This window comes from uncultured Empedobacter sp., from assembly GCF_937930195.1.
GTDB lineage: Bacteria > Bacteroidota > Bacteroidia > Flavobacteriales > Weeksellaceae > Empedobacter > Empedobacter stercoris.
This window is the reverse complement of the sequence record NZ_CALGVK010000163.1, coordinates 1-12,567: the sequence shown is the minus strand read 5'-3', so window position 1 is coordinate 12,567 and position 12,567 is coordinate 1. Positions and strand designations below refer to the sequence as shown.

Here is a 12,567-nt window from a genome sequence, read left to right as displayed (position 1 = left end):
GGCGGTGACGATTTGCTGAATCAAGCAAATGGGCAGCGGCTACTTTTGGGTTATGAACTCGGGAAAGGTTTCGCGAAGCGAAATAAATTAGTCACTAATCTATACTTTCATAATCTTTTTTATCGAGTTGATGATCAATAAACGATACTTTTCTAAGTTTAGCATTTTTCTTCGGAATGATTGGGTAACCTTTGGCTTCAGCGAAAACTTTTGTGAATTTCGCTCCAAAATATAGGATGGTTGCCACGTAATAAATCCACAATAACAGAATAACAAGTGAACCTGCTGAGCCAAAAATGGAAGAATATTTGGAATTGGCGATGTAAATTCCGATTAGGTATTTTGCGATAAAAAATAAAATAGCTGTGAATACTGCTCCAACAAAAGCTGGTTTTGCTTTGATACGTGCGTCTGGTAGAATTTTGAAAAGGATGTAGAAAATCAAAATTGAAATCGAAATACTCAACGTATTATTAAGAAGAATAACGGTTGTCTTGGTCATTATTGCATCGAGCTCGAAAAGACTGAAGATTTCTTCACCAAACGACACCAAAACACTATTGAGAATAACAGTACCAATTAACACGATACCTAAAGAAAGAATGATCAGAAAAGATAGTCCGCGATTGATTGCAAGTTTGATCCACGCTCGACGAGGAACCGCCTCGACACGCCAAATAAGATTGAGACTATCTTGCATATCGGTAAACATAGTGGTAGAACCAAAGACTAAAATTCCGATACCTATATATAAAGCCAGTGAACTATCGCCTGAAATGGTAGAGTTCGCCACAAAGTTTTGAACAGCTAAGGCTACATCTGGACCAACAATATTTTTTAATTCATAATACATTCTGTTTTCGATGGCATCTTTTTTAAAAAATAAACTTGCACTCGAAATGACAATCAATATAAGAGGAGAAAGCGAAAATAAAGCATAATAAGTAAGTGATGCACTAAGTTTCATTATTCGATCTTCACCAAATTCGATAATCGTTTGCTTTATGATATTGAAGTAAAATATGAGTTGCTTCATCCAATGATTTTAAAAAATAAAGATACAAATTAGAAAAGTGACTGCAAAAAAAAGACCATTCGATGAATGGTCTTTTATACATATAATAAATATAATGATTACACTAACATAGTTACAGGGTTCTCGATATACATTCTTAATGTTTGTAAGAATTGAGCTCCTGTTGCTCCATCCACTGTTCGGTGATCGCAAGCTAAAGATAATTTCATGGTATTACCAACGACTATTTGACCGTCTTTTACAACTGGTTTTTCGATGATTGCACCAACAGATAAAATACAAGAGTTAGGTTGATTGATAATCGAAGTAAATGATTCGATTCCGAACATACCTAAGTTTGAAACAGAGAATGTAGATTTTTCCATTTCATCTGCTTTTAATTTGCGATCTCTTGCACGACCTGCATAATCTTTGACCTCAGCAGAAATTTGAGCAAATGATTTTTGATCTGTATTTTTAACAACAGGTACTAATAAACCATCTTCTACCGCAACTGCCACACCGATATTGATGTCTCCATGCTGAATAATTTCTGTATCTGTCCAAGTTGAATTAACCGCTGGATGTTTGCGTAAAGCTATTGCGCATGCTTTCACAATCATATCGTTGAATGAAATTTTCGTATCAGGCACCGAGTTTAATTGTTTGCGCGCAGCAATTGCATTATCCATATCTAACTCAATATTTAAGTAATAATGAGGAGCTGTAAATTTAGATTCTGCTAAACGTTTTGCAATTACTTTTCTCATTTGAGAATTTGGAATCACTTTATCTTCGCCAGAAACAAAAGCTTGAGCAGGTTTAACAACTTCAAATTTTGGTTCAGCTTTTGGTTGTGCGGATGGTTGATAATTTTCGATATCCTTTTTCACGATACGTCCATTATCTCCAGAACCTTTTACCTCAGCTAAATTAATTCCTTTATCTTTTGCAATTGTTTTTGCCAATGGAGATGCAAAAATTCTATCAGAAGAAGTTGTCTCTTCTACTTTATTGTTTACATCCAACTGTACAACAACTGGTTTTTCATCTTCTTCTACAATTTCAGTAGTAGGAGCTGCATTTTTACCACCATTTGCTACAATAGCAGAAACATCAGTACCCGCTTCACCAATAATTGCTAAAACCGTATCCACTGGAGCTGGTTCGTTTACTTTCGCACCTTGATACAATAAAACACCGTCAAATTCAGATTCGAATTCTTGTACTGCTTTATCTGTCTCAATTTCTGCAAGAATATCTCCTTCAGCAACTGTATCTCCTACATTTTTGTGCCAAACAACTACGGTCCCTTCTTCCATCGTATCCGATAAACGAGGCATTGTAATTACTTCAACATTTTCAGGAATTGCTGCAGTAGGTTGAGCGGTTGATTTTTCAGAGCTGGGAGATTCTTTAATTTCTTCTTTTTCCACTTTATTTTCATTTGTAGAATTCCCAGCAGTGATTAAGCCTGAAATATCTTCACCTTCTTGACCAATAATAGTCAAGATTTCATCAACTTTTGTTGAAACACCTTCTGCTATTCCTTGATATAAAAGTACTCCATCAAATTCAGATTCGAATTCTTGGATTGCTTTATCTGTTTCGATTTCTGCTAAGATGTCTCCCTCAGCTACTTTATCTCCTACATTTTTGTGCCACTTTACAACAGTTCCTTCCTCCATTGTATCGCTTAAGCGAGGCATTGTAATAATTTCTGCCATGGTTTTTAGTTGTTTTCGATTTTATCTAAAAATGGATAATTTTCTTCAGAATAGATATAATCATACATTACGTTTTCTTGAGGATAGTCAGATTTTTCTGCAAACTCTGCACATTCTTCTACTAAAACTTTTACTTCATCAACAATTGCATCCAATTGTTCTTTCGTTGCCCAATTGTTCACTAAGATATGATTTTCTACATTCAAGATTGGATCTTCTTGTTTGTATTCTTCTACCTCCTCTTTTGTACGATACGGTTCTGCATCTGACATTGAGTGACCTCTATAACGATATGTACGAACATCTAAGAAAGTTGGTCCATCACCACGACGCGCTCTTTCAATCGCTTCGTAAGCAGCTTCCGCAACTTTTACAGGATCCATACCATCTACAGGCATACAAGGCATTTCATAACCTAAACCTAATTTCCAAATATCTTCATGGTTAGCTGTACGAGAAACAGAAGTACCCATCGCGTATTGATTATTTTCACACACAAAAACTACTGGTAATTTCCAGTTCATCGCCATGTTAAATGTTTCATGTAATGTTCCTTGACGAGTTGCACCATCTCCCATCAAACAAATTGTTACACCATCGCGGTTGAAGAATTTATCACCAAAAGCAATACCTGCTCCTAATGGAATCTGTCCACCTACGATTCCGTGTCCACCATAAAAATTATGTTCTTTACTAAAAACGTGCATAGAACCTCCTAAACCATGAGATGTTCCTGTTTCTTTTCCACATAATTCGGCTAAGATACGCTTAGGATCTACTCCCAAAGCCATTGGCCAAACGTGGCAACGATACGCTGTAATCACATGATCTACACCAGGCTTCATTGCATGAATAAAACCAGCTGGTAAAGCTTCTTGTCCATTGTATAAATGTAAGAAACCTCTAATTTTTTGTTTTAAATATAATGAACGACACTTATCTTCGAAGCGACGCCAAAAAGTCATATCACGATACCATTGTAGGTACGTTTCTTGCGTTAATTTTTCCATAATTGCACAATTCCGTTGGAACAAATTTAAACTAATCTATTTAGTGTGCAAAATTGCTACCCTAAAAATTCATCTGTAAAATGCAATGGGAGCAAATCTTTAGCAGAATTAACCACTAAAACTTCACCTTCGTTTCCGGATAAGATTAATTCGATTGGTTGCGCTTGTTTCTTTTCGATTTCTAAAATATACTGACGACACATTCCACAGGGCGGTAATGGGTAGTTGACATTTGGTGTAGAAACGGCTAATTTTTCTATTTTAATATTAGGAAAGTTTGCATTTACATAAGCCAACAAACCTCTTTCAGCACAAGCACCAACAGGGTAAGAAGCATTTTCTTGGTTTGAACTCGAAAAAATTTCTCCATTTTCTAATTGAACCGCGGCACCAACTTTAAAATTAGAGTAAGGTGCATAGGCTTGATGAGAGATTTCTAAAGCTTGATCAACTACTTTTTTTTGTTCAGCCTCAAGCTCATTTTTATTTTCGAATCGATCAAATTCAAAAGAATATTTTTCTTTTTTCATATAGATTAAACACTAAAGTGTTTTCATTTAATTAATTATTAAATACTTAAGTCCTTTTATCTATTTTATTAATTAGAAAAAGGAAGTAAATTTATAAAAAAATAAGATATGTTGGTAAAAATTTTTGCAAGTGCTATTTTCGGTGTTTCCGCTCAAACCATTATTGTCGAAGTAAATATCGATCAAGGTGTTGGTTATCATCTGGTCGGTCTACCCGATAGTGCAATCAAAGAAAGTAATTTTAGAATTAATGCAGCATTAAAAAATTGTAACTTAAAGTTACCTGGAAAAAAAATCACCATTAACATGGCTCCTGCCGATTTACAGAAAGAAGGTTCTGCTTATGATTTACCTATTGCAATTGGAATTTTAGCTGCATCGGAACAAATAAAATCTGAAGAAGTTGGAAACTACATTATGATGGGAGAACTTTCTCTTGACGGTTCTTTGCGTCCTATAAAAGGTGCTTTACCGATTGCAATACAAGCAAAAGAGGAAGGTTTTGACGGAATTATTTTACCCAAACAAAATGCCGATGAAGCAGCTGTCGTAGAAGGCATTCATGTTTATGCCATTGAAAATATACAGGAAGTTGTTCACTTTTTCAATCACGAGATCGAATTGCAACCTCATCAAGTTGATTTGAACGCAGCTTTTTTTCATGAAATTGAAAATTATCCGTTTGATTTTGCAGATGTAAAAGGACAAGAAAATGTAAAACGCGCCATGGAAATTGCCGCAGCTGGTGGTCATAATATTATTTTGATTGGACCTCCTGGAAGTGGAAAAACAATGTTAGCAAAACGTATTGCTTCGATTCTTCCACCGATGACAATTAACGAAGCATTGGAAACGACCAAAATTCATAGCGTAGCTGGAAAATTATCCAACAAATCGTTGATTGTAAGTCGCCCATTCTCATCTCCACACCATTCTATATCTGACGTAGCTTTGGTTGGAGGAGGATCTTATCCTCAACCCGGAGAAATTTCTTTGGCACATAACGGGGTTTTATTTTTGGATGAATTACCTGAGTTTAAACGTACAGTTTTAGAGGTTATGCGACAACCCTTAGAAGATCGAGAAGTAACTATTTCGAGAGCAAAATTCACCGTGAATTATCCTGCAAGTTTTATGTTAATCGCTTCGATGAATCCCAGCCCAAGTGGTTATTTCATGGATGATCCGAATAACACCTCAACACTAACAGAAATGCAACGTTATATGAACAAAATTTCTGGCCCTTTATTGGATCGAATCGATTTACATATCGAAGTTAATCCTGTTCCATTTGATGATTTATCACAAGAACGACGTGGAGAAAAGAGTGCTACAATTCGAAATCGTGTGATTAATGCACGAAAAATTCAGACCAAACGATTTATAAATTCAAAAACTCATTACAATTCGCAAATGGGACCAAAAGAATTAGATGCTTTTTGTGAGTTGGACGAACATTCCAAAAATTTAATCAAAGTGGTGATGGAAAAATTAAATCTTTCTGCTCGTGCCTATGATCGAATTATTAGAGTTGGGCGAACAATTGCAGATTTGGACGATTCTGAAACTATTCTTTCTAAACATATCAGCGAAGCTATTCAATATCGAAGTTTGGATCGAAATCAGTGGATGTAAGAAGCGGTAAGTAAAAACGAATGTATTAAATTAAAAAGCCAATTGCGTTTGCAAACAATTGGCTTTTTGATTTACTTTTTGATATCTATTTTCTCGCGTTCTTTGTCTTCGCTTATTTTATAAGCTTTCAAGACTTCACGAACAATTTTATGTCGAACAACATCTTTATCATCTAAATAAATAAAACCGATATCTTTTACGTCTTTCAATATATTAATCGCTTCACGTAAACCAGATTTTTGTTTTGGAGGTAAATCAACTTGACCAGGATCTCCAGTGATTATGAACTTAGAATTTTTCCCCATACGCGTCAAAAACATCTTCATCTGCGCATAAGTTGTATTCTGAGCTTCATCTAAAATTACAAAAGCATCATCTAATGTTCGTCCACGCATAAATGCCAAAGGTGCAACTTCTATCACTCCTTTTTCGGTGTAAGTAGAAAGTTTCTCAAACGGAATCATATCTTTTAACGCATCATACAATGGTTGTAAATATGGATCTAACTTATCTTTCATGTCGCCTGGTAAAAAACCTAAATTTTCGCCAGCTTCCACTGCAGGACGTGTCATGATAATTCGTCTCACTTCTTTATTCTTCAACGCTTGTACAGCTAAGGCAACTGCTGTATAGGTTTTTCCAGTTCCGGCAGGACCTATCGCAAATACCATATCTTTATTATAAACCGTTTGCACTAATTTGTGTTGATTAGGCGTTTGAGGTTTAATCATTTTACCATTTACACCGTGAACAATGATTTCATCTTCTTTTTTCATTTGAAGCATTTCATTATTATCTTCGGTCATGATAATTTCAAGTTCACGATCAGATAGTCGATTATATTTGTGAATATGCTGAATAACTCGTTGCATTTTTTGGTCAAAAATTTTCAGAACATCCTCATTTCCAAAGACTGTTAATTCTCTTCCGCGAGCAACAATTTTCAGTTTTGGATAATATTCTTTGATTCTTTTTAGATGTTCATTATTAGCACCATAAAAATCTTGCGCATTAATTTCCGCTAATTCTATGTTAATTTCTGTCAAATGAGATTGTTTTTTTGGTTCATTTACACAAAAATAAAGAATAATAAACAATATATTTGCTAATTATTACAGAATAGTGGCAATTATTACATTAACATCGGATTTTGGAGTCAAAGACTACTTTGTTTCTAGCGTTAAAGGCGCAATTCTAAAAGAATTGGCCGATGTTACAATTGTAGACATTTCACACCATGTTAATCCATACGATTTAGCTGAAGCAGCTTACATCATTCGTAATTCCTACGAAGAATTCCCAGAAGGAACCATTCATATTGTTGGAATTAATGCATTAAGCACACCTTTTCAGAAACCAATTTGCGCCTTGATAAATCATCATTATTTTATCTGTGCAGATAACGGAATTTTATCATTGATTTGTCAAAAAAATCAACCTGAAGAAATTTACGAAATCACAGCTTATCCTGAAGGAATTGATAGTTTGTTCCCAATGAAAAACTGTTTTGTCCCTGTTGCTTGTCATTTGGCTCGCGGTGGTGTTCCTGCTTTGTTAGGGAATAAACGAACAGAAATGAAACAACTGAACGAATTAAATCCTATTTACCGCGATGATAAATTTATCATTGGTAATGTGATTTATATTGATCATTTTGGGAATCTTGTGACAAATATTTCGAAAGAGTTTTTTGATGAAATGGCGCAAGATAGAAAATTCAAAATCTTATTACGTCAAAAAGATTTTTCGATGACAGATATTACGGTCATTTACGAGCATTACCATGAAGTGGTACAAGATTTCAACAAAGAGGTACAAGCTTTTGGTCGTACATTGTGTTTGTTCAATTCGGCTGGTTTCTTAGAAGTTACGCTTTACAAAAGTAACCCAACTATTTCGGGAGGAGCAAATCAATTAATGGGATTAAAGAAAAATGATACAATTACAATTGAATTTGAAAATTAACGCAGAGAAATTAAAGAGAGTTAGAAAATTAAATGGAACCCTATAATTATTTTATTTACAAAGCAATACACGTTATCTTCGTGGTAAGTTACTTTGCTGGTTTGTTTTATGTTGTTCGTTTGATGATTTATCACACCGAAACACAACAAATGGAAGAACCGAAAAAATCTATTTTGCAGGATCAATATACATTCATGGAAAAAAAACTATGGAATGTAATTACAGTTCCAGCTTTGATAATTTTGGTGACAATGGGACTAAATATGCTTTACAAGAATCAAGGCTTACTACACTTGCCATGGATGAAAAGTAAATTGGGAATGGTGAGTGTTTTATTAATTTACCATTTTTGGTGTTGGCGAACATTGAAACAAATTCAGAACAACATTTTCAAATACACTTCTGTTCAATTACGAATGATGAATGAAGTCGCAACAATTTTACTGTTTTCTATCGTATTTGCCGTTATTCAAAAATCGATGTTTGGAGAATATTGGTATTGGTCTATAATCAGTTTCTTTGGTTCTGGTGTAATACTTATGCTTATTGTGCGTTTAATTAATCGTAATAATAAAAAGTAATATGTGGACAATCTTCAAAAAAGAATTTTCCAATTTTTATTTAGGCTTCACTGCTTATTTAGCTACCGCTACTTTCGTAATCGTTTCGGTATTATTTCTTTGGTTTTTCGATAACGAATTCAATGTTTTTAATACAGGAAATGCCTCATTAAGTAGTTTCTTTTTTATAGCGCCTTGGATTTTCTTATTTATGATTCCAGCCTTAACGATGAAACTAATTGCAGAAGAGCACGCAAACGGCACTTTATTGTGGTTATTCACACTACCTATAAAAAAAAATCAAATTATTTGGGGCAAATATTTAGCAGTTGTTTCAATTGTTATTTTCTGTTTACTATCAACTTTTTTGTTCACCATTACGTTACAAGAGTTTTTGATGCCTGAACAAGAATTAGATTACGGAACTATTTACGCTGGTTATTTGGGGCTTTTCTTGATAGGAAGTTTATTTGCTGCGATAGGTTTATTCACCTCATCAATCACAAAAAATCAAGTAATGGCGTATGTTTTAGCCGTTTTCTTTTGTTTCATCATTTTCTATGGATTCGAAAGTTTAGCGTCATATAATTTACTTGGATCGATGGATTTTTATGTTCAAAAAATTGGAAGTTTTACACATTACAACCAATTCTTGAAAGGAATTATTGACACCCGAGATTTACTTTACTTTTTGATTTTAATTGGAATCCTAAATCAAATTTCAATTGTTAATCTTGAACATAAAAAATAGTGCCATGAAAAAATTAAACAAACAACATCTAATTACTTTCGTTGCATTAATCACACTTTTTGTCATCGCTCAATTTGTTTATACACGAATTGATATGACGAAAGACAAACGTTTTACCTTAACTTCTACAACCGAAAAATTAGTAGAAAATGTAAAACAACCGCTTAAAATTGAAATCCTTTTGGGTGGAGATTTAACAGGCGATTACAGAATTTTGAAGAACGAAATTCAATTTTTGTTAGACGAACTTCGCGAAAAAAATAGCAATATTACCTATTCTTTTGTTGATCCTATCGATTTAGGTCAAACGGAATTGGAACAAAATAGATTAACGCCTGTTCCGATTAAAACGGACAAAGGTGTATTGAATGTTTATCCTTATGCCAAATTAACATACGATGATCATTCTACTTATATGGAGGTTTTGGTCAACGATCCTTCTACTCCATTTGAGCAATTAGCCTTAGCTTCAACAGAAAAATTAGAATATTTATTTGCTGAAAAAATTCAGAAAGCAACAAATTTCGAACGCAAACGAGTTGGTTTTATCGTTCATCACGACGAATTACCAGAAGTTCATATTCAAGGTTTAGGAACTGCTTTATCGGAGAAATACGACGTAGAAGTCTACCTAAATCCGATTGTAAATAAAACGTTCTCATTTCAACCATCTGACTTGGATAGCTTGAAACGTTTTGATGCCTTGATTGTTGCTAAACCAACATTACCTTTTTCTGATATGGATAAATTGGTTTTGGATCAATATATCATGAATGGAGGAAAAATGATGATGGCTGTTGAAACAGTTGATGCCGAAATGGATTCTATTTTTCGAAGTGGAAAAATAGTTGCCTTTCCAAGAGATTTGAAATTGAATGATTTCTTGTTTAATTATGGTGTACGTATTCATCCTGCGGTAATCAAAGACATGAATGGTGCGCAAATTGTTTTGGCAGATGGTGAAACAGCAGGAAACACAAGTTACAATTATTACAATTGGCCTTATTTCGAATTGGGAATAAAAGGTGAAGAAAATCCCATTACAAGTTCAATTGATCCTGTTTTATTTCAATTTGCGAATCCAATCGAATTGTTAAAAAATCCGAATATTAAACAGACTGTATTATTAAGTACTTCTGAACAATCGAGTTTGAAACCTGCATTAAATTACATTGAACTAAATGAAGTAGACATCGAAAATCCCGAAGAATTTAAAATGGGTAAAATTCCGATGGCTGTTTTAGTAGAAGGAAACTTTAATTCGGCTTATGCATCACGATACGAACGCAAAGAATTCCCGAATTTTAAACCAAAAGCAACAGATGGAAAAATGATTGTTATTTCGGATGGAGATGTCTTAAAAAATGCTTTATGGAGAGGCATTCCAATGCAATTGGGAGAAAATAAATTTTCGGTTCGTCCAGACAATCCAGATGGAAAGCCAAAAACATACGCCAACCAAACTTTTGTGATGAATGCGATGGATTACCTTTTAGGCGATGCTGATTTCTTGGCTTTACGAAATCGTAAATTAGAAATTCCGTTGTTGAGTGAAACAACTGTTTTACAAGAGAAATCGACTTGGCAAATGATTAATTTAATTGTTCCGACTTTTATTATTGCGCTTTTAGGTGGAATTGGTTACTTTATTAGAAAAAGAAGATATTCATAATGATATTGTAGGTAGTATACGTTTAGCAAAATTCGCAATAGGGATTGTAGTGGAAATCCTTTTTCTTTAGAAAAAGATTGCAACGTAAAGCCCGACCCGAAGGGATTGCCCAAAAAAATATAAACAAAAAAACCTCAAGCTTATAACTTGAGGTTTTTATATGTAAAGTTGTGACGATTTTACTCTAAGTGCATAAACGCTTTTTTACTCAAAAGACGTTCTTCGCTTTCTACGTGGTTATCATCAGGCACACAACAATCCACAGGACAAACCGCTGCACATTGTGGTTCTTCGTGGAAACCTTTACATTCAGTACATTTATCTGGAACAATGTAATAAACCTCATCACTAACAGGATCTTGTACCGCATCAGCATCAAAAGTAACACCGTCTACGTTTACAATAGTTCCTGTTAGAGAAGTTCCGTCAGAATATTTCCAATCTACCGCAGCTTCATAAATTGCATTATTTGGACATTCTGGTTCGCAAGCTCCACAATTTATACACTCATCTGTAATAATTATAGCCATTGTATCTGTTTTTTTATTTCCTACATTTGCAAATACAAAATTACATTTAATTTTCAGAAAAAATGACATTTGAACAAAGGATTTCAGCATTTAGCGAATTAGGACAGTTTTTTAATTTTATTATAAATAATGATTCGATTAAAGACAACGAACTAACAGAAAAATTCGGAAAATGGAAAGAAGAAATAGACTATACAATTAGCGATGCAGAAGCCTACAACAATTGGTTTACAAAAGAAAATATTATGTTAGCCTTGAAAAGTTGGGCTGAAGCTTTGACGACTGATCATTTATTGGCTTGGACAAAAAATTATCCCTTTACGGATACGCCAAAAAATGTTGGAATTATCATGGCAGGAAATTTACCTTTGGTCGGTTTTCATGATTTGCTTTCTGTTGTTGTATCTGGAAATAATGCCTTGATTAAAACATCTTCGAAAGATGATAAATTAATGAAATTTGTGATTAAATTTCTTCATTCGTTAAACGAAAATTTCAAATCAATTATTCAACCAATTGAACGTTTAGTCGATTTCGATGCAGTTATTGCGACAGGTAGTAACAATACAGCACGTTATTTTGAGCAATATTTTGGAAAAGTACCGAACATTATTCGTAAAAACAGAACTTCTGTTGCGGTTTTGAATGGTACAGAAACGGAAGAAGAATTAAAAGAATTAGGAAACGATTTGTTCATCTATTTTGGTTTAGGCTGTCGTAATGTAACCAAACTTTATATAAAAGATGAAGCACAATTGCATAGAGTTTATGAAGCTATTTTACATTGGGGCGACATCATCAATCATCCGAAGTATGCGAATAATTACGATTATAATCGTGCCATTTATTTATTAGGAAAAGATGAATTCTTGGACAATAATTTTGTTATGATGAAAAAAGATACTTCTTTGCATTCTGCGATAGCTGTGATAAATTTTGAAGTTTATCAAGACATAAATGAAGTTAAAAACTTTTTGAGAGAAAATGAAGATCAAATACAATGTGTGGTTGGAAATGATATGAAAGACAATCCGAATTATGTTAATTTTGGACAAACACAATTCCCGAAATTAACCGATTACGCTGATAATATAGATACACTAAAGTTTTTGGCGGAGTTATAAATGTTAGATGTTAGATGTTAGATGTTAGATGTTAGATGTTAGATGTTA

12 protein-coding genes are annotated in these 12,567 nt (G+C 33.9%); 6 read left to right on the top strand and 6 right to left on the bottom strand.

Features of this window, described 5'->3' with window-relative positions:
• Nucleotides 1–94 precede the first annotated feature (94 nt).
• The 4 genes from Q0616_RS09360 to Q0616_RS09345 form a co-directional block, all read right to left on the bottom strand.
• On the bottom strand, nt 95–1,036 hold the full coding sequence (locus Q0616_RS09360; RefSeq protein ID WP_171623547.1) for a YihY/virulence factor BrkB family protein: 942 nt from the start codon (nt 1,034–1,036) through the stop codon (nt 95–97).
• A 98-nt stretch (nt 1,037–1,134) separates the two neighbouring features.
• The gene (locus Q0616_RS09355) at nt 1,135–2,742 is read right to left on the bottom strand and encodes a pyruvate dehydrogenase complex dihydrolipoamide acetyltransferase (protein ID WP_286496606.1); all 1,608 of its coding nucleotides are present in this window, start codon (nt 2,740–2,742) and stop codon (nt 1,135–1,137) included.
• A 5-nt stretch (nt 2,743–2,747) separates the two neighbouring features.
• Nucleotides 2,748–3,752 (bottom strand): pyruvate dehydrogenase (acetyl-transferring) E1 component subunit alpha, encoded by a 1,005-nt coding sequence (gene pdhA, locus Q0616_RS09350; protein WP_171623545.1) that lies wholly within the window; start codon nt 3,750–3,752, stop codon nt 2,748–2,750.
• A 56-nt stretch (nt 3,753–3,808) separates the two neighbouring features.
• Entirely contained in the window at nt 3,809–4,282 is a 474-nt protein-coding gene (locus Q0616_RS09345; RefSeq protein ID WP_171623544.1) for a cytidine deaminase, read from the bottom strand.
• A 108-nt stretch (nt 4,283–4,390) separates the two neighbouring features.
• Here Q0616_RS09345 and Q0616_RS09340 point away from each other — a divergent pair, with 108 nt between their 5' ends.
• A complete protein-coding gene (locus Q0616_RS09340; RefSeq protein WP_171623543.1) occupies nt 4,391–5,917 on the top strand; it encodes a YifB family Mg chelatase-like AAA ATPase in 1,527 nt (508 codons plus the stop codon).
• 71 nt (nt 5,918–5,988) lie between these two features.
• On the opposite strand, the gene Q0616_RS09335 is transcribed toward Q0616_RS09340, so the two are convergent.
• The gene (locus tag Q0616_RS09335) at nt 5,989–6,963 is read right to left on the bottom strand and encodes a PhoH family protein (protein WP_171623542.1); all 975 of its coding nucleotides are present in this window, start codon (nt 6,961–6,963) and stop codon (nt 5,989–5,991) included.
• 76 nt (nt 6,964–7,039) lie between these two features.
• On the opposite strand from Q0616_RS09335, the gene Q0616_RS09330 reads away from it, so the two are divergent.
• The 4 genes from Q0616_RS09330 to gldG are packed head-to-tail and all read left to right on the top strand — an operon-like array spanning nt 7,040 to nt 10,865.
• A complete protein-coding gene (locus Q0616_RS09330; protein ID WP_171623541.1) occupies nt 7,040–7,882 on the top strand; it encodes an SAM-dependent chlorinase/fluorinase in 843 nt (280 codons plus the stop codon).
• Nucleotides 7,883–7,914: 32 nt separating this feature from the next.
• Entirely contained in the window at nt 7,915–8,463 is a 549-nt protein-coding gene (locus Q0616_RS09325) for a CopD family protein (RefSeq protein WP_171623540.1), read from the top strand.
• A gap of 1 nt (nt 8,464) precedes the next feature.
• Complete coding sequence (locus Q0616_RS09320; RefSeq protein WP_286496605.1) at nt 8,465–9,193, top strand: ABC transporter permease subunit; 729 nt, start codon at nt 8,465–8,467, stop codon at nt 9,191–9,193.
• Between the two features lie 4 nt (nt 9,194–9,197).
• A complete protein-coding gene (gldG, locus tag Q0616_RS09315) occupies nt 9,198–10,865 on the top strand; it encodes a gliding motility-associated ABC transporter substrate-binding protein GldG (protein ID WP_225542794.1) in 1,668 nt (555 codons plus the stop codon).
• A gap of 179 nt (nt 10,866–11,044) precedes the next feature.
• On the opposite strand, the gene Q0616_RS09310 is transcribed toward gldG, so the two are convergent.
• Entirely contained in the window at nt 11,045–11,395 is a 351-nt protein-coding gene (locus Q0616_RS09310) for a 4Fe-4S dicluster domain-containing protein (protein ID WP_171623537.1), read from the bottom strand.
• Between the two features lie 62 nt (nt 11,396–11,457).
• On the opposite strand from Q0616_RS09310, the gene Q0616_RS09305 reads away from it, so the two are divergent.
• Nucleotides 11,458–12,519 carry an acyl-CoA reductase gene (locus tag Q0616_RS09305; protein ID WP_298775777.1) on the top strand — a complete coding sequence of 354 codons (1,062 nt, stop codon included), beginning with the start codon at nt 11,458–11,460 and terminating at the stop codon, nt 12,517–12,519.
• The last annotated feature ends 48 nt before the right edge of the window (nt 12,520–12,567 follow it).

What these genes read in the sequence shown, in the direction of transcription:
- Q0616_RS09355 (WP_286496606.1), bottom strand. Translation starts at nt 2,742, where the DNA reads ATGGCAGAAATTATTACAATGCCTCGCTTAAGCGATACAATGGAGGAA.
- Q0616_RS09345 (WP_171623544.1), bottom strand. Translation starts at nt 4,282, where the DNA reads ATGAAAAAAGAAAAATATTCTTTTGAATTTGATCGATTCGAAAATAAA.
- gldG (WP_225542794.1), top strand. Translation starts at nt 9,198, where the DNA reads ATGAAAAAATTAAACAAACAACATCTAATTACTTTCGTTGCATTAATC.
- Q0616_RS09360 (WP_171623547.1), bottom strand. Translation starts at nt 1,036, where the DNA reads ATGAAGCAACTCATATTTTACTTCAATATCATAAAGCAAACGATTATC.
- pdhA (WP_171623545.1), bottom strand. Translation starts at nt 3,752, where the DNA reads ATGGAAAAATTAACGCAAGAAACGTACCTACAATGGTATCGTGATATG.
- Q0616_RS09320 (WP_286496605.1), top strand. Translation starts at nt 8,465, where the DNA reads ATGTGGACAATCTTCAAAAAAGAATTTTCCAATTTTTATTTAGGCTTC.
- Q0616_RS09310 (WP_171623537.1), bottom strand. Translation starts at nt 11,395, where the DNA reads ATGGCTATAATTATTACAGATGAGTGTATAAATTGTGGAGCTTGCGAA.
- Q0616_RS09305 (WP_298775777.1), top strand. Translation starts at nt 11,458, where the DNA reads ATGACATTTGAACAAAGGATTTCAGCATTTAGCGAATTAGGACAGTTT.
- Q0616_RS09340 (WP_171623543.1), top strand. Translation starts at nt 4,391, where the DNA reads ATGTTGGTAAAAATTTTTGCAAGTGCTATTTTCGGTGTTTCCGCTCAA.
- Q0616_RS09325 (WP_171623540.1), top strand. Translation starts at nt 7,915, where the DNA reads ATGGAACCCTATAATTATTTTATTTACAAAGCAATACACGTTATCTTC.